We start from the raw sequence: 21,771 nt of genomic DNA on the forward strand, positions 1-21,771 counted from the left end.
CGCAACGAGGCCGTCGCAATCAGGCGGCAGCCTTCTCAGCCCGCACGAGAATGTAGAACCGGGCGCAAAGCATCGCCGCCGCCGAAGCAAGGCCGAGCAGGAAGCCGAACCAGATGCCGATGCCGCCGAAACCGAGCGGAAACGCAAGCAGCCAGGCGAGGAAGAAGCCGATCGGCCAATAGGCGATCAGCGCCAGAATCATAGGCACGCGCGCATCCTTCAGACCGCGCAGCAGGCCGCTCGCAATCGCCTGCAGCCCATCGACGAGCTGGAAGAAACCGGCGACGACAATCAGCGGTGCGGCAAAGGCAAGCACCTGCGGGGCCTCGGCCGAATGGACGTCCAGGAACCAGCTTGCCAGCCAAGATGGCACGGTTGCAAACAGGATGCTGCCGCAAACCGCAATGCAGCTCGAAACGATGAGCACCACGATGGCCGCTCGCTTCAGGCCGAAATGATCGCCCTGGCCGTGCGCGACGCCGACGCGCACGGTCGCCGCCTGGCTGAGGCCGAGCGGGATCATGAAGGCGATCGAAGCCCACTGCAGCGCGATACCGTGGGCAGCAAGCTCGATCGTGCCGATCTGCCCCATCAGCAGCGATGCCGCCGTGAACAGGCTGACCTCAGCCAGAACCGTCACACCGATCGGAAAACCAAGCCGGATGACATCCCACAAAGCATGCCAGTCGGGCCGCCAGAATCGAGCGAAGATCTCATAGCGCCGCGTTTCCTGGTGGGCCTGCACGTAACCGACGATGAAGAGAAATCCGGCCGTCTGCACGGCGACGGAGACAATGGCCGCGCCATGCAGCCCCATCGCCGGCAGGCCTAAATGTCCGAGCACCAGGATATAGGCCAGCACGGCATTCATGACCAGCATGGCGATGGTGACCTTGAGGATGATGCCGGCACGGCCGATGGCGCTGACCAACGCCCGGATGACATTGTAGAGCAGCCCCGGCAATACGGCGAAGTGGCCGATGTCGATATAGCCGCTAGCCAATTTCGCGACGTCAGGCTTTTGTCCGGCCGCGAGCAGAATCTGTTCGGAATAGAAAAATGCCGGCTGCACCAACAGCCAATAGGCCGTTACGACCCACAGGCCCATACGCAGCGCACGGCGCACCGAGGTAACGTCGCCTCTGCCATAGGCCTGTGCCACCAGCGGCATAACCGCGATGGAAAAGCCCGAACCGAAAACCAGAATCGTGAACAGGAACTGCGCGGAAAGTACCATTGCCGCCAGCTGCTCGGCACCAAGCCGCCCGACGATCATCACGTCAGTGGTGTTGATGCCGAGCTGCGCCAATTGCGCACCGATCAGCGGAATGCCCAGCGCAAGCGTTGCGCGCACATGTGCAGACCACGAATTATCATTGTCATGCGCGTAAGCGCGCGCAGGTGCCGGCATATCCATAGCGAAGACTCGATCTTTAGAATCGCGCAAACGTCCTACCCAAGGGTGCGCGAGCCCGTCGCATTAACGCAACCTAGGTTAAAAAGCCAGCAGACAAGCCTATGATGCTAAAGAATTCATCAGAACATCAAAATATCTGATGATATTTTAGGCCGCTTCACCCGCCTGGGGTTGGGATACCGCCTTCGGTTCCGTCTTGCGAACCTTCATCACGAGTACCACAAGCCCGGCAACCACCAGGATTGCGCTCATGATGAAGGGGGCACCGGCAAAAACGACGGGTGCGGTTGGCGCGGTGTAATATTGGAACATATATGGAAACAGCACCGGCCCGATGATGGCGGTAATACTCGTGAGGCTACCGAGCGCCCCCTGCAATTCACCCTGCGCGGAAGGCGGAACCTTGCTGGCTGCAATCGATCGCAAAGGCGCATCCGCGACGTTTTCGATGACGGTCAGGACGATAACGGCGTAAACCATCCAGCCTTGCCATGAAAAAGCGTAGCCAATCAGGCCGAGACAGGAAAACACCATTCCGAGCACCGCGGTCTTCCACTCGCCGAGCAGAGGCACCAGCCGTGGCAGTACCAGACCCATGGCGATGGCGGCGCCGATCCCATAGACAGCGAGTGAGAAGCCGATCTGCCCTTCGCTCCAGTCATAGCGATAGGAGGTGACGAAAGCCCAGACCGCCGGATAGACGCCGTGCGCCAGCCAATTCAAAAACATCACGACACAGACCCAGCCGATACCCTGGTAGCGGCGCATGTGCTTCAGCGCGCCGAACGGATTGGCGCGCGTGATCTCGAAAGACCGGCGATTCTTGGCATCCAAGGTTTCCGGCAAGAGGAAATAGGCGCCGACGAAATTCAGAAAGGCCAGAGCCGCCGCGCCGTAGAATGGCACGCGTGGACCGAATTCACCGAGGAAGCCGCCGATGACGGGACCGAGCACGAAGCCCACGCCAAAAGCCATGCCGATCAGGCCGAAATTCTTCGCACGGTTCTCGTCATTGCTGATATCGGCGATATAGGCCGAGCAGGTCGAGAAACTTGCGCCGCTGATGCCTGCAAGAATGCGGCCGACGAATAGCATCCAGTAGGAGCCGGCAATCGCGCAGATGAAATTGTCGATGGCGAAGGTCAGCACGGAGGCCAGTAGCAGCGGCCGGCGGCCATACCGATCGCTTAGATTGCCGATCAACGGTGAAAACAGAAACTGCATGCCGGCATAGGCCAGCAGCAGCCAGCCGCCCTCGGTTGCCGCCGTGCTGACCGAGGCACCCGTCAACTCTTCCAGATATTTCGGCATGACAGGCATGATGATCGCAATGCCGATGACGTCGAGGAAGAGGATAAGGAAGACGAGGAACAAGCCTCGACGGGCGAATTTCTGATCGATCATGGAGATGCCTTCTGGCGGCTCCGCCTCGACGAAAGAGACAGAACGTGAACGAAAAACCGGTGCGTCCCCCATACATAAAGATTTTGGCGGAAACAATGCGTGAACGCTTCAATCCTATTGATTAATCGAACGCTTTTTTTGATCCTCGGCAGAAAAGCGACTATCTGTCGCGACCGCGCCGCTGTTCTCGATTGAGAAAGTCGACGAAGGCTCTGAGTGGCGCCGGCATGTGGCGCCTGCTGGCATAATAGAGAAACGGACCGGAAAATTCCGTATCCCATTCTTCCAGGATCGCCACCAATTCTCCGCTGGCAATCTGCGGCGCAAGGAACTCTTTGAATGTTCTGATGATGCCCAATCCAGCCACCGCCGCGCTGCGCTCGATGTCGATCGAATTCGTCGCGACGACCATCGGCGGTGTAATGAAGAGCGTCTCGCCTTTCCTTTCGAACTCCCAGGGAACGACGGATCCGCTCAGAAAGCGATGACGAATGCAGCGATGATCGAGTATATCGCGCGGATGCTGTGGCGTGCCGTTTACAGCCAGATAGGCCGGCGCCGCGGCGGTGATATAATGCTGGTGCCGAGGCCCGATCGGTACGGCGATCATGTCCTTTTCCAGCCGCTCGTCATAGCGAATCCCGGCATCGTAACCGGCCGCCACGACATCGATGAAACTGTCTTCAGCGACGATTTCGACCGAGATCGCGGGATATTCCCTCAGAAAGCGGCTGATGATGTCGGGCATGACCACTATGGCAGCAACAGTCGGCACATTCAGCCGCAAAGTCCCCCCGACGCTGTCGCGAAAGCTGTTGATGTCATCGAGCGCGACGGCGATCTCGCTCATGGCCGGCGTCAGGCGCTCCATCAGCCGCTCTCCCGCCTCCGTCGGCGTGACGCTCCTAGTGGTGCGATTGAGCAGGCGGACCGCCAGCCGCTCCTCCAGCCGGCGAACCGCTTCGCTCAATGACGAGGCGGAAACGCCGCGCTTGCGCGCTGCCTCACGAAAGCTGCGCTCGCGGGCAACTGCAGTAAAGGCAACCAGATCGGCCAGTGGCAAATCATCCATTGTGCGAAATTCCAAACGACCCGTTTCGATTTGCCGGGATTATCGCACAGAGGATGAAGGAGTAAACCTATGCGATAGAGGCTTGTGAAGACGAAAGCACGCCCAACCAAGGAGAGTAACGATGGAAAAGCATCAACTGGGAAGAACCGGACCGCAGGTATCGGCACTTGGCCTCGGCTGCATGGGCATGTCGGGCATGTATGGCCCGTCCGATCGCACTGAGAGCATCGCCACCATCCATGCCGCACTCGACGCCGGGATCAACCTGCTCGATACCGGTGATTTCTACGGCATGGGCCACAATGAGATGCTGATCGGCGAAGCCATCAAGGGATTGAAGCGGGACGATTTCCTGCTGAGCGTCAAGTTCGGCGCACTCCGCGATCCCTCCGGCGCATGGCTCGGTTACGATGCCCGGCCGGCGGCGATCCGGAATTTCGTCGCCTATTCGCTGCAGCGGCTCGGGGTCGATCACATCGATATCTACCGCCCTGCCCGTCTCGACCCGAACGTACCGATCGAAGATCAGATCGGCGCGATATCGGATCTCATCAAGGCAGGCTACATCAGGCATATCGGCCTGTCGGAAGTCGGCGCCGACACCATCCGCCGCGCCGCTGCCATCCATCCGATCGTTGACCTGCAGATCGAATATTCGCTGATATCGCGTGGCATAGAAGACAAGATCCTGCCGACCTGCCGTGAATTAGGGATCGGTGTCACCGCTTACGGCGTGCTTTCGCGCGGTCTCATCAGTGGCCACTGGCAGAAAGATAATGTTCAAAAGGGCGATTTCCGCACGATAAGTCCGCGCTTTCAGGCGGGAAACGTCGAAAAGAACCTGGAGCTGGTGGAAGCTTTGCGCGGGATCGCCGAGGCGAAAGGCACCAGCGTCGCGCAGATCGCAATCGCCTGGGTCGCAGCCAAGGGCAAAGACATCGTCCCTGTCATCGGCGCCCGTCGCCGCGATCGCCTGACGGAAGCCCTGGGAGCGCTCTCGGTTGAATTGTCACGAGCCGATATGGCAGCAATCGAACGCCTGATCCCGAAAGACGCTGCAGCCGGCGGCCGTTATCCGGAAGCACAGCTGACGCATCTCGACAGCGAGAAATAATGCGCCAAAGGCTTGCCCGCTCGCCGGTATCACGGCAGCGGGCAAGCAAGATTAGACCGGATTGTTCAGCGTATCGCAATCCGAGAGCTTGCCGGAATCGAAGCCCTGTTTGAACCACTTCACGCGTTGCGCCGACGTGCCATGATTGAAGCTGTCGGGGACGACATAACCCTGCGTGCGCTTCTGCAGCGTGTCATCGCCGATCTGCTGAGCTGCATTCAGCGCCTCTTCGAGATCGCCGGCCTGCAGAATGCCTTTCTGCTGGGTGAACTTGCCCCAGATGCCTGCAAAGCAATCCGCCTGCAGTTCGATGCGCACTGACATCTTGTTGGCATCCACTTCGCTCATGTTGCGGCGGGCCTGATTGAATTTCGGCAGGATGCCGAGCAGGTCCTGCACATGATGACCGACCTCATGTGCGATCACATAGGCCTGCGCAAAATCGCCGGATGCGCCGAACTGATCTTTCATCTGCTGGAAGAAGGCCATATCGAGATAGACCTTCTGATCGCTCGGGCAATAGAAGGGACCCGTGGCCGCCGAAGCCTGACCGCAAGCCGAAGGGAAGCTGCCGGAAAACAACACCAGCTTCGGATCCGTGTAGGTCTGGCCCATCGATTTGAAGATGCCGGTCCACGTGTCTTCCGTATCGGCAAGAACGGTTGCGACGAACTGCTTCATCTCGTCATTGGCCGGCTGCCCGCCGCCACTGCTATTGGAGGTGCTCTGCTGATATCCGGAGCCGCCGCCCTCCAGCATGCCGCTCTGCTGCAGCAGGCCGATGACATCGACGCCCATGGCCCTAAGGATCAGGAAGATCACGATAAGCACGATAATGGTGCGGAAGCTCAAGCCACCGCCACCGATCCCTCCGCCCGGAAACCGGAAGCCGCCGCCACCCATCCCGCCGCCCATCGGCGATGAGCCGCGTTCGTCTTCGATATTGTCGGATTGCCGACGCCCCTTCCAATCCATAGTGCACCTCCTGGCGATGCCTAAAATCAAAGTCCCTTGAGGCATTTATATATGCAGGAAGTGCAACAAAGCCAGTTGGCTATCGACAGAACATCAGCTTAAACGCCGCCGCTGCCTTATTTCTTTGGACATCAGCCATAAAAGCGCGATGGCTATACCCGCAGCCACTAGAAACGGCGCCGTTTCATCGCCATCAAAGGCCACCTCGTTCATGATCCGGCTCGGAAGAAAGGTAAAAGCCCCGGCCGCCACGATGCCGCCGAAGTAAAGGCTTCTGACGATGCGCTTATGCGCCTCGATATTGTGCTTGCGCGCATTTGCGATCGCTCCCCAGCAACCGAAGAGAACGAATATGGAGAGCAGATGGATGGGACTGAAGCCGTAGAACATGTTGATCTGATGGATGAAAAAGCTCGATAGCGCGGTCACGACCATCAGGACCAGCCAAATCTTGCCCAGCAGGCGATGTCTCGACGTCCCCTTGGGCCTGACAAGAAGATAAGCTCCGAGCAAGGCGGCCGGAACGACCGCCGCGACATGGATCTGGATCGCGATTGGGGCATCAAAAAGCGGCTCGAACGTCATGATCTCTATCCGGTTGAGTTTATCGAGCCTTTTCGCAATAGTACTGTTCTCTCAACCGAAATTGCGCAAAAGACGAGACATCTTCGTGGATCACACCTTTCTGCAGTCCACGCTTCGCGAATTGCAGGTCATCCAGCGTTCCCCGCGCTTCTGGGCGACCTTCGTCACGATCGTCCTGATCTTTGCGCTGACCGGCCCCTATGGGACCCTTGACCGGCTGATGCCGGGAGCAAGACTGGGCTACTGGCTTGCGTTGCATGCCATGGCGTGGTCGATCGCGATCGTCTTCTCCATCGTCGCCGAAATCCTGCTGCGGAGATATGTGGCGAGCATGTTCGCCCGGATGATGATCGGCTCCGTCGAAGCCGCATTGCCGATCGGCTTCGGCATCACGCTCGTCGATTTTGCATTCTTCGGCACAATGCCCACGGTAGTCGGCGGCCTGCACCAGTCCCTCGGATCAATACCCCTCTGCGCACTCTTCTGTATTCTCGCCTACATGACGATGCATGGGCAAATAGCGATCCCAACTGGAGGAACAGGGTTCGAGGAGACAAAGACACGATCCCTCGCGACTGAGCATAAACCGCCGGCATCGCAGCCGCCGATTCTCTTGCGCCTGAAGCCGGAAAATCGGGGAGCCCTGATAAGGCTTACCGTTCGCGATCACTATACCGAGGTCGTCACAAGCCGTGGGCGCGAACTCATCCTGCTGCGCTTTGGCGATGCGCTTACGGAACTCGGCGATACGGAGGGTATCCGCCTGCACCGATCACACTGGGTTGCGACGGATCATGTTGCCGGCCTGAAACGCGGCAACGGCAAGCTTTTTGTCGTCGCCCGCGACGGTACGGAGATGCCCGTCAGCCGTTCCTATGCCGAGGCGGTCCGGTGCCGTTTCGGCTGATGACGACGAAGCCGGCAGAATTCATGTCGATTCCGCCATTTATGGGGTTCCGTTTGCAAATACATTTGCCTATAAGCCGCTTCTAGCCTGAAAATATTGCCCATAGCGCCCCCGGCCGGTGACCTCCCACCCTGGCCGGTTTTTGGCGCAACGAAAAAACGGATGTGAGCCCATGCCGAAGCGCCAAGATATCAAATCGATCCTCATTATCGGTGCAGGACCGATTGTTATCGGACAGGCTTGTGAATTCGACTATTCGGGCACGCAGGCCTGCAAAGCGCTGCGAGAGGAAGGCTATCGCGTCATCCTCGTCAACTCCAACCCGGCAACGATCATGACCGATCCGGGTCTGGCGGATGCGACCTATGTCGAACCCATCACGCCCGAGGTCGTCGCCAAAATCATCGCAAAGGAGCGCCCGGACGCGCTGCTGCCGACCATGGGCGGCCAGACTGCACTCAATACCGCGCTGTCGCTGAAGCGCATGGGCGTGCTCGACCGCTACAATGTCGAGATGATCGGCGCCAAGCCAGCCGCCATCGACATGGCCGAAGACCGCGCTCTCTTCCGCGAAGCCATGGCCCGCATCGGCCTCGAAACGCCACGCTCCATGCTGGCAAACGCCACCGACATCAAGGACGCCGACCGCAAGACGCATGAGGCCGAGCGGAGCAAGCTGAAGGCATCGCTCTCCGGCCCTGCGCTCGATAAGGCGCTCGACGAACTGGAAAACCAGTGGAACCTCGGCGAAAGCGATCGCAAGCAGCGCTATATGAGCCACGCAATGGCAATTGCCGCGCAGGCGCTCGATCATGTTGGCCTGCCCGCCATCATCCGTCCGTCCTTCACGCTCGGCGGCACCGGTGGCGGCATCGCCTATAACCGCTCGGAATTCTTCGAGATCGTCGGCGGCGGCCTCGATGCCTCGCCGACTACGGAAGTGCTGATCGAAGAATCGGTGCTCGGCTGGAAGGAGTATGAGATGGAAGTCGTCCGCGACAAGGCGGACAACTGCATCATCATCTGCTCGATCGAAAACATCGACCCGATGGGCGTTCACACCGGCGACTCGATCACCGTCGCTCCCGCGCTGACGCTGACGGACAAAGAATACCAGATCATGCGCAACGCCTCGATCGCGGTACTGCGCGAGATCGGCGTCGAAACCGGCGGCTCCAATGTACAGTTCGCGGTCAATCCGAAGGATGGTCGCCTCGTCGTCATTGAAATGAATCCACGCGTGTCGCGCTCCTCTGCGCTTGCCTCGAAGGCAACCGGCTTCCCGATCGCCAAGGTCGCCGCCAAGCTCGCTGTCGGCTACACGCTGGACGAACTCGAAAACGATATCACTGGCGGTGCAACCCCGGCATCCTTCGAGCCATCGATCGACTACGTTGTCACCAAGATCCCGCGCTTCGCCTTTGAAAAATTCCCCGGCGCCTCCCCGGTTCTGACCACGGCGATGAAGTCGGTCGGCGAAGTCATGGCAATCGGCCGTACCTTCGCGGAATCGCTGCAGAAGGCGCTACGCGGCCTCGAAACCGGCCTGACGGGCCTGGACGAGATCGAGATCCCCGGCATCGAGGAAGGCGAAGGCAGCCAGAACGCCATTCGCGCCGCCATCGGCACGCCGACGCCGGACCGCCTGCGTATGGTCGCCCAGGCGCTACGCCAGGGCATGAGCATCGAAGAGGTGCATGAAGGCTGCAAGATCGACCCATGGTTCCTCGAGCAGCTGAAGAATATCGTCGATATCGAAGAGCGCATCCGCGAGCACGGCCTGCCGCAGGATGCCGCCAATCTGCGCATGCTGAAGGCCATGGGCTTCTCCGACGCACGTCTGGCGACGCTGACCGGCAAGCGACCGAAGGAAGTAGCCGAACTGCGCAATTCGCTGAACGTCCGCCCGGTCTTCAAGCGCATCGATACCTGCGCCGCCGAATTCGCCTCGCCGACGGCCTATATGTACTCGACCTATGAGACGCCCTTTGTCGGCGCGGCTCGTTCCGAAGCCCAGGTTTCCGACCGCAAGAAGGTCGTTATCCTCGGCGGCGGCCCGAACCGTATCGGACAGGGCATCGAGTTCGATTATTGCTGCTGCCATGCCGCCTTCGCGCTGAAGGATGCCGGCTATGAAGCGATCATGATCAACTGCAACCCGGAAACGGTTTCGACCGACTACGACACGTCGGATCGTCTCTATTTCGAGCCGCTGACCGCGGAAGATGTTATCGAAATCCTGCGTGCGGAGCAGGAAAAGGGCGAAGTCGTCGGCGTCATCGTCCAGTTCGGCGGCCAGACCCCGCTCAAGCTCGCCGAAGCGCTGGAAAAGAACGGCATCCCGATCCTCGGCACCGCTCCTGACGCGATCGACCTTGCCGAAGATCGCGACCGCTTCCAGAAGCTCCTGATGAAGCTCGATCTCAATCAGCCGAACAACGGCATTGCCTACTCCGTCGAGCAGGCACGCCTCATTGCCTCCGAAATCGGCTTCCCGCTGGTGGTGCGTCCGTCCTATGTTCTCGGCGGCCGCGCCATGCAGATCATCCATTCGGAAGGTCAGCTGCAGGGCTACCTGCTCGATACTGTTCCGGAACTGGTGCCGGAAGACATCAAGCAGCGCTATCCCAATGACAAGACGGGCCAGATCAACACGCTGCTCGGCAAGAACCCGCTGCTCTTCGACAGCTATCTGACCAACGCCATCGAAGTCGACGTCGATTGCCTGTCCGACGGCACCGACGTCTATGTCGCCGGCATCATGGAACACATCGAAGAGGCCGGCATCCATTCGGGCGACTCCGCCTGCTCGCTGCCCCCTCGCACGCTTTCTCCAGCGATGATCGACGAACTCGAGCGCCAGGCGAAAGCCATGGCCAAGGCTCTGAATGTCGGCGGCCTGATGAACGTGCAGTTCGCCATCAAGGACGACACGGTCTACGTGCTCGAAGTCAACCCGCGCGCCTCGCGTACGGTGCCTTTCGTCGCCAAAACCATCGGTGCGCCGATCGCCAAGATCGCCGCGCGCGTCATGGCCGGCGAGAAGCTGGATGCGACCTTTGCCGCCTATGGCGAAAAGCCCGATCCGCGCAAGCTGAAGCATATCGCCGTTAAGGAAGCGGTCTTCCCCTTCGCGCGTTTCCCCGGCGTCGACACCCTGCTCGGGCCGGAAATGCGCTCGACCGGCGAAGTCATCGGCCTCGACACGGATTTCGCGCTCGCTTTCGCCAAGTCCCAGCTCGGCGCCGGAGTGGAATTGCCGCGTGACGGAACGGTGTTCGTCTCGGTCCGCGACGATGACAAGCCGCGCGTGCTGCCCGCCATCCGCATGCTGGCGGAACAGGGTTTCAAGGTGCTCGCGACTGGCGGAACACAGCGTTTCCTTGCTGAAAACGGCATCGAAGCGACGAAGATCAACAAGGTGCTTGAGGGACGCCCGCATATCGAGGACGCGATCCGCAACCGCCAGGTCCAGCTCGTCATCAATACGACCGACAGCAACAAGGCGATCTCGGATTCGAAGTCGCTGCGCCGCGCGACGCTGATGCAGAAGGTGCCCTACTACACCACCATGGCTGGCGCCGAAGCAGCCGCCATGGCGATCAAGGCGCTGAAGGCCGGAAACCTCGAGGTACAGCCGCTGCAGAGCTATTTCTGACGCAGCTAATTCGACCGCGGGGAGCGTGAGCAAGATAGCCGGCTCACGTTCGTTGCGGCCCCGACAGCCGATCGAATGGCGAGGGAGCTTCAGCAGGGGCTTCTCCTTAAACCTTCGAATTTTCTGGCATTCATCTGTCGCAATCTGCTATAGGTGACAGAATAACGGCTCTGGATGGTTCCGAAGTACCCCTTCGGGACCTGTTTTCTTTTGTGTCTGCAGCAGAGCAACACAGGGAGTGAAGGACAAGAAAAATGGTTGAAAAGGTACCGATGACACAGAACGGGTTCGTCAAGCTGCAGGAAGAGCTGCGCTGGCGTCAGCAGGAAGAGCGCCCGCGAATCATCGAGGCAATTGCAGAAGCGCGCGCCCACGGCGACCTTTCCGAAAATGCCGAGTATCATGCAGCCAAGGAAGCTCAAAGCCATAACGAAGGCCGCATCACCGAGCTTGAAGACCTGACGGCGCGCGCCGAAGTCATCGATCTCACCAAGATGTCCGGCTCGAAGATCAAATTCGGCGCCAAGGTCAAGCTCGTCGACGAAGACACCGAGGAAGAAAAGATCTACCAGATCGTCGGCGATCAGGAGGCCGATGTGAAGGCAGGCCGCATCTCCATCTCCTCCCCGATCGCCCGCGCCCTGATCGGCAAGGAAGTCGGCGATTCCATCGAGGTCAATGCACCCGGTGGCGCCAAGGCTTACGAAATCCTCTCCGTCTCCTGGGGCTGATCGCCCGTGCGCGATCGCGAGACAGCGCATGCGAGCGATCTCCGCGAGATCGAAATCATAGCAACGAATTTCAAACGCCGGCTTTCCGGCGTTACGTCTACGATCGTGCAGCTCATCCCCAAGCAGGTCGAGCTCGGCTATCATATCGCCACACTCGGCCCCGGCCTGCCGGAAAACCTGCCAAGGCTCGGTTGGCTCCGCCTGCCCGGTCTCTGGATGAAGCCGCGCCGCTATCGCGTCCGCGTTTGGCATGCCCGCCGCAACAACGAAATGCTTGTGGGTTTGCTGCTGCGCTCCGTTCTGCGCATGCGCCTGAAGCTTGTCTTCACCTCCGCAGCCCAGCGCCGCCACACCGGCTACACGCGCTGGCTGATCCGCCGCATGGATGCCGTGATCGCCACGAGCACCCGCTCGGGCAGCTTTCTCGAAGTACCGCACACCGTCATCCAGCACGGCGTCGACCTCAACAGCTTCCATCCGCCGGAAAAGCCTGACGACCGCATGGCCGCAACAGGCCTGCCCGGTACCTATCTGATCGGCTGCTTCGGCCGCGTCCGCCATCAGAAGGGTACGGATCTCTTCGTCAAGGCGATGATCGAGCTGTTGCCGCGCCATCCGGACTGGACGGCCATCGTCTGCGGCCGTGTGACAGTTGAGCATCGCAGTTTTGGCGAGCAGCTGGAAAAGATGGTGGCGGATGCAGGTCTCACCGATCGTATCCGCTTCATGGGCGAAGTCGACGATATCAAGCCCTGGTATCGCCGCGCCACCCTCTATGTCGCCCCTTCCCGCAACGAAGGTTTCGGTCTGACGCCGCTGGAAGCCATGGCCTCCCGCACTGCTGTCGTCGCCTCGGATGCCGGCGCCTATGCCGAAATGATCGTGCCGGGCGAAACCGGCGCCGTGGTGCCGGCAGGCGATGGCGAGGCCCTGACTAGAGCGATCGCCTTCTATCTTGCCAATCCAGAGGAAACCCTTCGCCAGGGCGAAAATGCCGTGCGCCATGTGCGCAGCGAATTCGCTTTGGAAAAGGAAGCGACCGCCATCGGCGAGGTCTACAAGCGGCTGCTTGGCGCCAACAAGTGAACGGACCGATCAGCGGCCAAGATCAATATGGTTGCGCTCGATGAAATTGATCATCGAGCGATCTTCCACTATGTCTTCCTCGATGCTTTTGACGATGGACAGGACCTTGTCCCGATATTTCGTCGCATTGCTGTCATAAGTCCATCCCCGCGCCAGCTTCTCCATCAACTCCTGCCGGGATTTCGTATAATAGTGATTCAACTGTAGAAAACGATTTGAATAGAACTCAGGGGACTTGCGTGCGCGCCGAGTAAACCGCTTGCCGGCGTCATTGGCCGTCAGATCGCCATGGGCACGCGTCTGGAACTGGTGCACACTGACCTCGGTGACTTCGCATGGATCAACGATGCATTTGAAGTTGCTGACGTTTTCCTTCAATGTCATCGGATCGGCGCCGCGCATCGTATAATTCAACGTCAAAGGTCCGTCCGGCGGTATCTCATGGCCGCTGGTCGCAAACATATGCCAGGGCAGCGAGACATTCGGAAAATCGCCGACGGCCTCCAGCGCCTGCTCGACCGTCGCGGCCTCCTTCGGCAGCAGGAATTCGTCGACATCGATGAACGCCATCCAGCGGTAATCGCCACCGAAATTCAAAATGGCATGCGCGAAGGTGATGACTTGGCCATTCAGTACTGCCGATGTGGCCGCATCGCGCATGCGCCCAGCCCAGGGAATAATCGTCAACGCATCTTTAGAGAGCAGGTTTCGAAGAAACGAGCAGGTCTCGTCAGTCGAGCCATTGTCATAAATATAGAAGTGGCGAATGCCAACCGCTTGGTGGAAGCGCACCCATTCCTCGATATAACGGGCTTCGTTCTTCACGCAGGCAGCAATGGCGATGCCATGGCGCCCTGCCCTTGGCTCCGGCGGATCGATGGACAGCTTCTTGGCGTCGGACGCCTTGGGTTTCAGCCAGCGCATAAGCTTCATTCCATCGACCCTAATTTCACAGCAGCCTCGCCAACTCCGGCGCACATCACGCCCGCGGCTTCAATGCAAACCTGTCGTCGTAACCAAAATCATATTTGAGCAACGCCGAAATGCGGGAGTAGTTGACGAAAGAGACGCCACGTTCGGCAGCGATCTGCCGAGCAAGCACCAGATGCTCGATGATGCGGGCTTCAGCGCGCGCAATGCCGGAGAATGCCATATCGCTGGGAGTCTCATAAAAGCGCGGCTCGCCGGCATTGGATATATCGATCCCCAGGAAGCCGACCTGCTGCTTTGCGCAGTAAAGGGCAAATTGCAGGGCCGATACCGCGACGGACCCACCCAGAAACACCCCGCGGTCCGGTGAGAGCGAAAACCCTGCGGACCCCTCGGTATTCAATCGCACATATTGCAGTTTCTTGAGGTCATCGACCGAACGGCGACGCGCACCATAGGGCTTGCGGATATCGTCGATCAAGATGATGGTCTTGTCCGCCAGCCAGCATTTGTCGATTTCGCACAGCGCACGCAGCACCGCCACGGAAAACAGGCAAAGCGAACCGGGAGCCACCTTCTCGCGCAGCACGTCGAGATGCCGCCAGACGAAACGCTCATCCTCGACAGCAATTGCTAAAGGCTCGGCGATCCTGTCGCCTGACAGGCCGATGGCACCGTTCAGAAGAATGGCGCTGCGGAATTCCAGGCCCCTCAGATCGCAATCGCGAATTGATGGACCTGAGCCGACGATGTAGACCGCACCGCCGCAACGTTCGCGCAGACGATCCATGCCGGCAAGGCTTGCAACCTTGGCGCCGCGGTAAAGCACCTCGCTGACATTCTGGCTGCGGATGATGCTCAGTCCCGGAAACCAGTCCTGCACATGAGCCCGCGAGCCGCCCAGGAAAAGGCGCACACCGGATTTGATCAGCGACCGATGCCAGGGGCGATCCGCCATTCGCCTAGAGCTCCACCAGGCCGAGTTTCTTGACTTGCCGGATGGTCAGCATGGTGCGCACGGTGTCGACATGTTCATTCGCCGTCAGAACTTCGATGACGAAATCCTGGAAACGAGTGAGATTTTCCGCAACGCAGTGCAGCAGGAAATCGCTGTCGCCTGACACCATCCATGCCTGCCGAACGAGCGGCCACGCCGAGGTTGCGCTGGCAAAAGCCTTGAGGTTTGCCTCCGACTGATGCTTCAGGCCGACCATGCAGAAAGCCACGAGATCGAAGCCCAGTTTCGGGCTGTTCAGCATGGCGTGATAACCTTCGATAACACCGGCCTCTTCCAGCTTGCGCACGCGGCGCAGGCATGGCGGCGCCGAAATGCCGACCCTGTCTGCGAGCTCGACGTTGGTCATGCGTCCGTCCCGCTGGAGTTCCCGCAGAATCTTGATATCGATGGCATCGAGCTCAGCGCGAAGCACTTTCTTGCCTTTCTTTAATTCCCCCTCGCCAGCTTCTATATAAGGCAGGAAAATACGCAAGAAAGTTTCTCTCGCGTAGTTGATTCTTACACAAAGCAGATTTGCTCTGTGTGTAATGCAAGGCTGCCCTTGAATAAATGCATAAGGCAATCATAAATGAAGCCGCGGATCGCGAAATCGCCTGCTTTGCGCGCTTGAAGCCGCGGTTTCCCAATCGCCGAAATTGAAAGGACTGACTATGCCTGCCCGCCACACAAAGGTGCTCATCATCGGTTCCGGCCCAGCCGGCTACACCGCCGCGGTTTATGCCGCGCGCGCGATGCTGCAGCCGGTTCTGATCGCTGGTCTCGAACAGGGCGGCCAGCTGATGATCACGACCGATGTCGAGAACTATCCGGGCTTTGCCGATCCTATCCAGGGACCATGGCTGATGGAGCAGATGCTTCAGCAGGCACAGCATGTCGGCGCCGAAATCGTCAACGACCTCGTGACCGAAGTCGATACCAGCAAGCGTCCTTTCGTTGCCCATACAGATAGCGGCCAAGTCTGGACCGCCGACACGCTCATCATTGCCACCGGCGCCAAGGCGAAATGGCTGGGTATCGAGAGCGAACAGCATTTCCAGGGCTTCGGCGTCTCCGCCTGCGCCACCTGCGATGGCTTCTTCTACCGCAACAAGGACGTGATCGTGGTCGGCGGCGGCAACAGCGCCGTTGAAGAGGCGCTCTATCTCTCCAACATCGCCAAATCGGTGACCGTGGTGCATCGCCGCGATACTTTCCGCTCGGAAAAGATCCTGCAGGAGCGCCTGTTCGCCAAGGCAAACGTCAAGATCCTCTGGAATACAGAGATCGCCGAAATCACCGGCACGCCCGCCAAGCCGCCGATGCCGCCATCGGTCACGGGCGCACGCCTGCGCGATGCGCGTACCGGCGCCATCACGGAAATGCCGATCGACGGTGTCTTCGTTGCCATCGGCCATGCGCCGGCGACCGAGCTCTTCAAGGGCAAATTGAAACTCAAGGACAATGGCTATCTCTGGACCGCTCCCGATTCGACCGCGACCAGCGTCGAAGGCATCTATGCCGCGGGCGACGTGACCGACGATACATTCCGCCAGGCGATCACGGCAGCCGGAATGGGCTGCATGGCCGCGCTTGAGGCGGAACGCTATTTGACCGGGCACATGCCCGTCGCCGTGGCTGCGGAGTGATGCAGCCGATGAGGGGAAACGGCATGCCATTGGATTGGGATAAGCTGCGTATCTTTCACGCGGCTGCCGAAGCGGGTTCGTTCACGCATGCGGCCGACAAGTTGCACTTGTCTCAATCCGCCATTAGCCGGCAGGTCAGCGCTCTCGAGCAAGACGTTGGCATCAAGCTTTTCCACCGCCATGCGCGCGGCCTCATTCTGACTGAACAGGGTGAGCTGCTCTATCGTACCGCCCATGACGTTCTGCTGAAGCTCGAAACGGTCAAAATGCAGTTGACCGAGACGACTGACAAGCCAAGCGGCAAACTGCGCGTGACGACCACAGTCGGTCTCGGCCAGGGCTGGCTCACCGACAAGATCCAGGAATTCCTGCAGCTCTATCCGGACATGCAGATCCAGCTGATCCTCGACAACGAGGAGCTGGATGTGAACATGCGCCACGCGGACTGCGCCATCCGTCTGCGCCAGCCGCAACAATCGGATCTGATCCAGCGCAAGCTCTTCACCGTGCACATGCACGTCTATGCCGCCCCCTCCTACATCAACCGCTACGGCGAGCCGCAGTCGGTGGAGGATCTGGACGAACATCGCATCATCAGCTTCGGCGAGCCTGCGCCGAACTATCTGCTCGACGTCAACTGGCTGGAGATCGCCGGCCGGTCTTCGGACAACAAGCGCGTGCCGCACCTGCAGATCAACAGCCAGACGTCGATCAAGCGCGCCTGCCTGCTTGGTATCGGCATTGCGGTATTGCCTGACTATATCGTCGGCCGCGACCCCGGCCTCATTCAGCTTGCCATCAATGCCGACGTGCCGTCCTTCGACACCTATTTCTGCTATCCCGACGAGATGAAGAACGCGGCCAAGCTCAAGGTTTTTCGTGATTTTATTGTCACGAAGGCTCGTAACTGGAACTTCTGACGAAGGTAAGCCACTGATAACGAACTGTTTTTACGGCTAGTATATCAGCCACGCATATGACGCATAGCTGATATGCACAAATGAGAGTTGAAGCCTGCCCATTTAACTACCATATCGCACATAGCTGATGCACACGGTGGCTTTTCCTCCCAGTTCCACCGCATTGGCTGTTCCCCTCTGGAGGTTTTTGACCTTCATACCTATAGGGCCCTGGTTCACTCCGGAGGCCCTTTTTTTTGCCCTTGTGCCGCCGACGTGGCAAACGCATAACTGCCATGCACAAAAAAGCATTGCGCACTGCACAAATTAGCATCATAACGCACTCAGCTGATGCACACGGTGGCTTTTCCTCCCAGTTCCACCGCATTGGCTGTTCCCCTCTGGAGGTTTTGACCTTCACACCTATAAGGGCCCTGGTTCATTCCGGTGGCCCTCTTTTTTTGCCTAATTTCTAAGCACGTACGTCGATGGCCTTGCCTAAAGCACGTCGCGATCTTTCAGATTCGCTTCCTGTGCTTTAGGTCCTTGATTTTGCGCATGTCGGCCGCGCAAACCGCGACACATTTTTGCGCGACATGCTTTGAAATAATCTTCAGCGTCGCCCTTGATATATCGAAAATCGTCGATACATAAATCGTAATTATTCGATATTCATATGGTGAACGCCATGGACAAGAATGAGATATTGAAGGCTCTGGCCCATCCGGCCCGCCTCGAAATCCTCAACCACCTCAAAGATCCGCACACCCATTTCCCGACCCAGGAACACCCGTTGGAGCTCGGCGTCTGCGCTAGCCAGTTCGAGCGCTGCGGCCTGTCGCAATCGACCGTCTCGGCGCATCTCGGCACGCTGCATCGCGCCGGCCTGGTGACGACGCGGCGCCTTGGCCAGTGGATTTTCTACAAGCGGAACGAGGAAACGATCGCCGAATTCCTCGCGGCCATGCAGAAGGAACTCTGAAAATGTCTGCTGCGCTCCCTGTATTTGCGCCCATATCCCCCGTCACCGACGCAATCTTCCCCAAGAAGCTGCTGCCTTAACCACCATAGTTCTTCGGACCTGGCGATCGCCTCGTCCTGATTTCCCCGCCCCCAATAGAAAGGACGATCCATGACCAAATTATTCGAACCGACGAAGCTGGGTGATATTTCCATCGCCAATCGCATCGTCATGGCACCTCTGACGCGCAATCGCTCGCCGAATGCAGTGCCGAATGAACTGAACGTCAAATACTACGCCCAGCGCGCCACTGCCGGGCTGATCATCACCGAAGCAACGGCGATTACCCATCAGGGTCAGGGCTACGCCAACGTTCCCGGCCTCTACAGCAAGGAAGCGCTCGATGGTTGGAAGAAGGTGACTGATGCCGTGCATGCCAATGGCGGCAAGATCATCGTGCAGATGTGGCATGTCGGCCGCATCTCCCACACGACCCTGCAGCCGAATGGTGGCAAGCCGGTCTCGTCGACCTCCAAGCGCGCTGAGAATTCGAAGACCTATCTGGTCAACAGCGACGGCACCGGCGGCTTTGCCGATGTTTCCGAACCGCGCGCGCTAGAAACCTCGGAAATTCCGGGCATCGTCGAGGATTACCGCAAGGCGGCCCGCGCCGCGATCGATGCCGGCTTTGACGGCGTCGAGATCCATGGCGCCAACGGCTACCTGATCGACCAGTTCCTGCGCGGCAATGTCAACGACCGCACCGACCAGTATGGCGGCGCAATCGAGAACCGCGCGCGTTTCCTGTTCGAAGTGGTCGATGCCGTCACCAAGGAAGTCGGTGCCGGCCGCACGGCGATCCGCATCTCGCCTGTCACGCCATCCGGCGATGCCAGCGATCCGGCGCCGCAACAGCTCTTCACCTACGTCGTTAAAGGTCTGGCGAAATATGACCTCGCCTATATCCACGTCATCGAAGGGCAGACCGGCGGTAAGCGTGACTTCCTGCCCTTCGACTACGATGCCCTGCACGCAGCCTACAAGGCCGCAGGCGGCAAGGCCGGCTGGATGGTCAACAATGCCTATACCCGCGAGATGGCGATCGAAGCCGTGGACAGCGGCAAGGCCGATGTCGTTGCCTTCGGCAAGCCGTTCATCTCCAATCCGGATCTCGTTCGGCGCCTGAAGGAAAACGCACCGCTCGCCCAATGGGACCAGGCAACGCTCTACGGCGGCGGCGCCAAGGGCTACGACGACTATCCGACCCTGGACGAGGTTGCTTGAACGAAGCTCAGAAGAGTCATCTTATCAACGGAGTGCCCTCGCAACGCATGTTGCGAGGGTTTTTCATTACCTGAGCTTCAACGGACATAGCTTGATTAATAGGGTGATCGGGGTATCGCTTATGCGGCCCGCAGGCAGCCGATCGACGCTAGGCTGCTGCGAATTGCCTCGTCGATCGGCGTATGTGGTTCTTCGCCAAGAACAGCCACCAGCCTGTCGTTTCGCATTTCCAGCGGCACATCCCAGAGATAGCTCATTTCGCGCAGTTCCCGCATGAATGTAACGAAGGGAGAGGCTAGCGGCACCATCCACCAGGGAAACGGCTTCACCTTCACCTTGTGTCCAAGGACGCGCTGCACGGCTTCGATCATCTGTCTACCGTCTCCATCCCAAAGGCCCCGCATGTGATAAACCGCGAAAGCCGGCAGCTCGTCGCCCTTCTCGATCAGCCGGATCATGGTCTCGGCGACATCAGGCAGATAGGCCCATTGATGTCCGAGACCGGCCCTGCCCGGGTAGGTGATGGAGCTGACCGGCTTGCCCGGCGTCACCATGGCCTGAGAGAACCAGCTATTGGCGCGAGATCCACCGAAGAAATCGCCAGCGCGAACGACGATAACCGGGCTATCGCCCTGCTCCGCCGCCATTCTCAGACGCCGCTCCATCTGCACGCGGATAGCGCCTTTGCGAGTCTTCGGACGTTGCGCGCTGTCTTCCGTGACATTCGGGAAAACATCGGGACCGAAATTGTAAACCGTACCGGGCAGCACGATCCGCGCACCGACCGCCTTCGCGGCGGCAATGGTATTATCGAGCATCGGCAGGACGACTTTACCCCAATTGCGATAGCCGGGCGGGTTGACGGCATGCACGATGACATCAGCGCCCTGCGCCGCCTTCAGAACATCATCCGCCTGCATGGCATCGCCCTGGAACCAGTCGAACTCCGGCTGGCGGCGGGCCGCCTCGGCCGCATTGCGGTTCAGCGCCCGAATGCGCCAGCCGCGAAGGGCAAGCCCTTGCGCGGCAGCACCGCCAATGCCGCCGGTCGCGCCGAGTATCAGGGCCGTCTTCGTGCTTTCCTCATTGTTGCTCATCGCCGTCTCCATCGGTTTCGATGGGCTGACTATGCTTGGTATCGGCGATAAACGAAATTGCTGAAAAATCTGCAGATGATATACATAAATGCATGACGTCACTATCCGAACCAAGCTGGGATTTCTATCGCACCTTTCTTGCCGTGCTGGAGCACGGCTCACTGTCGGCTGCAGCGCGCGAACTCGGCCTGACACAGCCGACGGTCGGCCGTCATATCGACGCCTTGGAACAATCGGTTGGTGCGGAGCTGTTCACGCGTTCGCAACAGGGGCTGTTGCCGACCGACACCGCCCTCGTTCTGAAACCTTATGCCGAGACTTTGGCGAACACGACCGCCGCACTGTTGCGCGCGGCCTCCGGCTCGAAGAACAAGGTCAGCGGAACAGTGCGCGTCAGCGCGAGCGAAGTCATCGGCACGGAAGTGCTGCCGCCGATCCTTGCCAAGTTGCAGGCAATCTATCCCGATCTGATCGTGGAGCTTTCAGCCTCCGATACGGTGGAAGATCTGCTGCAACGTGAGGCCGATATCGCCGTGCGCATGGTCGCGCCGGCGCAAGAAGCACTGCTCGCCCGGCATATCGGCATCATCTCTCTCGGCCTCTTCGCCCACCGCAGCTATATCGAGCGGTACGGCAAGCCTGAAACCCTCGAGGAACTGCGTCGGCACAAGCTCATCGGCTTCGATCGACAGACTGCCTATATACGCATGATGCTGAAGCGTTATCCAATGCTCGACGGCGCTTCCTTCAGCTTTCGTTCCGATCACAGCATCGCGCTCCACAATGCGCTGCGCGCCGGCATCGGCATCGGTTTCTATCAGATCCCCTTGGCAAGCCGCGATCCAAACCTCGTGCAGATGTTGCCAGAGATAAAGGTGGAGATCGACACCTGGATCGTCATGCATGAAAATCTGAAGACATCGCCACGCTGCCGCGTGACATTCGATGCCCTGGTGACGGGTTTGCTTGACTACATCAAGGAAAATAACGTGGAGAATGGATTTTGAC

General features: G+C 59.2%; 19 protein-coding genes. 10 read left to right on the plus strand and 9 right to left on the minus strand.

The window, feature by feature from the left end; genetic code table 11:
- Positions 1–19 precede the first annotated feature (19 nt).
- The 3 genes from I8E17_RS10385 to I8E17_RS10395 form a co-directional block, all read right to left on the minus strand.
- Positions 20–1,417: an MATE family efflux transporter gene (locus I8E17_RS10385; RefSeq protein WP_069612622.1), complete on the minus strand. Its 1,398-nt coding sequence runs from the start codon at positions 1,415–1,417 to the stop codon at positions 20–22.
- Positions 1,418–1,564: 147 nt separating this feature from the next.
- Positions 1,565–2,821, minus strand: coding sequence for a TCR/Tet family MFS transporter (locus I8E17_RS10390; RefSeq protein WP_069612849.1), 1,257 nt, complete (start codon positions 2,819–2,821; stop codon positions 1,565–1,567).
- A 160-nt stretch (positions 2,822–2,981) separates the two neighbouring features.
- The gene (locus I8E17_RS10395; RefSeq protein WP_069612623.1) at positions 2,982–3,893 is read right to left on the minus strand and encodes a LysR family transcriptional regulator; all 912 of its coding nucleotides are present in this window, start codon (positions 3,891–3,893) and stop codon (positions 2,982–2,984) included.
- 121 nt (positions 3,894–4,014) lie between these two features.
- Between I8E17_RS10395 and I8E17_RS10400 the strand changes: the two genes are divergently transcribed.
- Positions 4,015–5,007 (plus strand): aldo/keto reductase, encoded by a 993-nt coding sequence (locus tag I8E17_RS10400; RefSeq protein WP_069612624.1) that lies wholly within the window; start codon positions 4,015–4,017, stop codon positions 5,005–5,007.
- A 51-nt stretch (positions 5,008–5,058) separates the two neighbouring features.
- Here I8E17_RS10400 and I8E17_RS10405 read toward each other — a convergent pair whose 3' ends face one another.
- Both I8E17_RS10405 and I8E17_RS10410 read right to left on the minus strand, forming a co-directional pair.
- Positions 5,059–5,982, minus strand: coding sequence for a neutral zinc metallopeptidase (locus tag I8E17_RS10405; RefSeq protein ID WP_069612625.1), 924 nt, complete (start codon positions 5,980–5,982; stop codon positions 5,059–5,061).
- Between the two features lie 93 nt (positions 5,983–6,075).
- The gene (locus I8E17_RS10410) at positions 6,076–6,567 is read right to left on the minus strand and encodes a DUF2306 domain-containing protein (protein WP_069612626.1); all 492 of its coding nucleotides are present in this window, start codon (positions 6,565–6,567) and stop codon (positions 6,076–6,078) included.
- A gap of 85 nt (positions 6,568–6,652) precedes the next feature.
- Between I8E17_RS10410 and I8E17_RS10415 the strand changes: the two genes are divergently transcribed.
- The 4 genes from I8E17_RS10415 to I8E17_RS10430 all read left to right on the plus strand — a co-directional run bounded on the left by I8E17_RS10415 (position 6,653) and on the right by I8E17_RS10430 (position 12,949).
- A complete protein-coding gene (locus I8E17_RS10415) occupies positions 6,653–7,474 on the plus strand; it encodes a LytTR family DNA-binding domain-containing protein (RefSeq protein WP_069612627.1) in 822 nt (273 codons plus the stop codon).
- 172 nt (positions 7,475–7,646) lie between these two features.
- Entirely contained in the window at positions 7,647–11,132 is a 3,486-nt protein-coding gene (gene carB, locus I8E17_RS10420; RefSeq protein ID WP_069612628.1) for a carbamoyl-phosphate synthase large subunit, read from the plus strand.
- Positions 11,133–11,386: 254 nt separating this feature from the next.
- Positions 11,387–11,863 carry a transcription elongation factor GreA gene (greA, locus tag I8E17_RS10425; protein ID WP_069612629.1) on the plus strand — a complete coding sequence of 159 codons (477 nt, stop codon included), beginning with the start codon at positions 11,387–11,389 and terminating at the stop codon, positions 11,861–11,863.
- A 6-nt stretch (positions 11,864–11,869) separates the two neighbouring features.
- A complete protein-coding gene (locus tag I8E17_RS10430; protein WP_069612630.1) occupies positions 11,870–12,949 on the plus strand; it encodes a glycosyltransferase family 4 protein in 1,080 nt (359 codons plus the stop codon).
- Between the two features lie 9 nt (positions 12,950–12,958).
- Here the strand turns inward: I8E17_RS10430 and I8E17_RS10435 are convergent, their stop codons facing one another.
- Genes I8E17_RS10435 through I8E17_RS10445 form a run of 3 tightly spaced genes read right to left on the minus strand, consistent with a single transcriptional unit; the run spans position 12,959 to position 15,309 of the window.
- Positions 12,959–13,873: a glycosyltransferase family 92 protein gene (locus I8E17_RS10435; protein ID WP_069612850.1), complete on the minus strand. Its 915-nt coding sequence runs from the start codon at positions 13,871–13,873 to the stop codon at positions 12,959–12,961.
- Between the two features lie 55 nt (positions 13,874–13,928).
- Positions 13,929–14,837 (minus strand): glycosyl transferase, encoded by a 909-nt coding sequence (locus I8E17_RS10440; protein ID WP_069612631.1) that lies wholly within the window; start codon positions 14,835–14,837, stop codon positions 13,929–13,931.
- Between the two features lie 4 nt (positions 14,838–14,841).
- On the minus strand, positions 14,842–15,309 hold the full coding sequence (locus I8E17_RS10445) for an Lrp/AsnC family transcriptional regulator (protein WP_015340578.1): 468 nt from the start codon (positions 15,307–15,309) through the stop codon (positions 14,842–14,844).
- A 238-nt stretch (positions 15,310–15,547) separates the two neighbouring features.
- Here I8E17_RS10445 and trxB point away from each other — a divergent pair, with 238 nt between their 5' ends.
- The 4 genes from trxB to I8E17_RS10465 all read left to right on the plus strand — a co-directional run bounded on the left by trxB (position 15,548) and on the right by I8E17_RS10465 (position 19,666).
- A complete protein-coding gene (trxB, locus tag I8E17_RS10450) occupies positions 15,548–16,522 on the plus strand; it encodes a thioredoxin-disulfide reductase (protein ID WP_069612632.1) in 975 nt (324 codons plus the stop codon).
- Between the two features lie 23 nt (positions 16,523–16,545).
- Positions 16,546–17,442 carry a LysR family transcriptional regulator VtlR gene (locus tag I8E17_RS10455; protein WP_069612633.1) on the plus strand — a complete coding sequence of 299 codons (897 nt, stop codon included), beginning with the start codon at positions 16,546–16,548 and terminating at the stop codon, positions 17,440–17,442.
- Between the two features lie 667 nt (positions 17,443–18,109).
- Complete coding sequence (locus tag I8E17_RS10460; RefSeq protein ID WP_069612851.1) at positions 18,110–18,403, plus strand: metalloregulator ArsR/SmtB family transcription factor; 294 nt, start codon at positions 18,110–18,112, stop codon at positions 18,401–18,403.
- A gap of 150 nt (positions 18,404–18,553) precedes the next feature.
- Positions 18,554–19,666: an alkene reductase gene (locus tag I8E17_RS10465; RefSeq protein ID WP_069612634.1), complete on the plus strand. Its 1,113-nt coding sequence runs from the start codon at positions 18,554–18,556 to the stop codon at positions 19,664–19,666.
- Positions 19,667–19,785: 119 nt separating this feature from the next.
- On the opposite strand, the gene I8E17_RS10470 is transcribed toward I8E17_RS10465, so the two are convergent.
- Positions 19,786–20,763 (minus strand): NAD-dependent epimerase/dehydratase family protein, encoded by a 978-nt coding sequence (locus I8E17_RS10470; protein WP_176728009.1) that lies wholly within the window; start codon positions 20,761–20,763, stop codon positions 19,786–19,788.
- A 92-nt stretch (positions 20,764–20,855) separates the two neighbouring features.
- On the opposite strand from I8E17_RS10470, the gene I8E17_RS10475 reads away from it, so the two are divergent.
- Complete coding sequence (locus tag I8E17_RS10475; RefSeq protein ID WP_069612636.1) at positions 20,856–21,770, plus strand: LysR family transcriptional regulator; 915 nt, start codon at positions 20,856–20,858, stop codon at positions 21,768–21,770.
- Position 21,771: the final 1 nt, after the last annotated feature.

Origin of the sequence: Rhizobium sp. AB2/73, from assembly GCF_020871915.1 — a bacterium.
GTDB lineage: Bacteria > Pseudomonadota > Alphaproteobacteria > Rhizobiales > Rhizobiaceae > Rhizobium > Rhizobium dioscoreae.

What these genes read in the sequence shown, in the direction of transcription:
- I8E17_RS10460 (WP_069612851.1), top strand. Translation starts at nt 18,110, where the DNA reads ATGGACAAGAATGAGATATTGAAGGCTCTGGCCCATCCGGCCCGCCTC.
- I8E17_RS10435 (WP_069612850.1), bottom strand. Translation starts at nt 13,873, where the DNA reads ATGCGCTGGCTGAAACCCAAGGCGTCCGACGCCAAGAAGCTGTCCATC.
- I8E17_RS10410 (WP_069612626.1), bottom strand. Translation starts at nt 6,567, where the DNA reads ATGACGTTCGAGCCGCTTTTTGATGCCCCAATCGCGATCCAGATCCAT.
- I8E17_RS10440 (WP_069612631.1), bottom strand. Translation starts at nt 14,837, where the DNA reads ATGGCGGATCGCCCCTGGCATCGGTCGCTGATCAAATCCGGTGTGCGC.
- I8E17_RS10475 (WP_069612636.1), top strand. Translation starts at nt 20,856, where the DNA reads ATGACGTCACTATCCGAACCAAGCTGGGATTTCTATCGCACCTTTCTT.
- I8E17_RS10390 (WP_069612849.1), bottom strand. Translation starts at nt 2,821, where the DNA reads ATGATCGATCAGAAATTCGCCCGTCGAGGCTTGTTCCTCGTCTTCCTT.
- greA (WP_069612629.1), top strand. Translation starts at nt 11,387, where the DNA reads ATGGTTGAAAAGGTACCGATGACACAGAACGGGTTCGTCAAGCTGCAG.
- I8E17_RS10385 (WP_069612622.1), bottom strand. Translation starts at nt 1,417, where the DNA reads ATGGATATGCCGGCACCTGCGCGCGCTTACGCGCATGACAATGATAAT.
- I8E17_RS10455 (WP_069612633.1), top strand. Translation starts at nt 16,546, where the DNA reads ATGCCATTGGATTGGGATAAGCTGCGTATCTTTCACGCGGCTGCCGAA.
- carB (WP_069612628.1), top strand. Translation starts at nt 7,647, where the DNA reads ATGCCGAAGCGCCAAGATATCAAATCGATCCTCATTATCGGTGCAGGA.
- I8E17_RS10400 (WP_069612624.1), top strand. Translation starts at nt 4,015, where the DNA reads ATGGAAAAGCATCAACTGGGAAGAACCGGACCGCAGGTATCGGCACTT.
- I8E17_RS10465 (WP_069612634.1), top strand. Translation starts at nt 18,554, where the DNA reads ATGACCAAATTATTCGAACCGACGAAGCTGGGTGATATTTCCATCGCC.
- I8E17_RS10405 (WP_069612625.1), bottom strand. Translation starts at nt 5,982, where the DNA reads ATGGATTGGAAGGGGCGTCGGCAATCCGACAATATCGAAGACGAACGC.
- I8E17_RS10470 (WP_176728009.1), bottom strand. Translation starts at nt 20,763, where the DNA reads ATGAGCAACAATGAGGAAAGCACGAAGACGGCCCTGATACTCGGCGCG.
- trxB (WP_069612632.1), top strand. Translation starts at nt 15,548, where the DNA reads ATGCCTGCCCGCCACACAAAGGTGCTCATCATCGGTTCCGGCCCAGCC.
- I8E17_RS10395 (WP_069612623.1), bottom strand. Translation starts at nt 3,893, where the DNA reads ATGGATGATTTGCCACTGGCCGATCTGGTTGCCTTTACTGCAGTTGCC.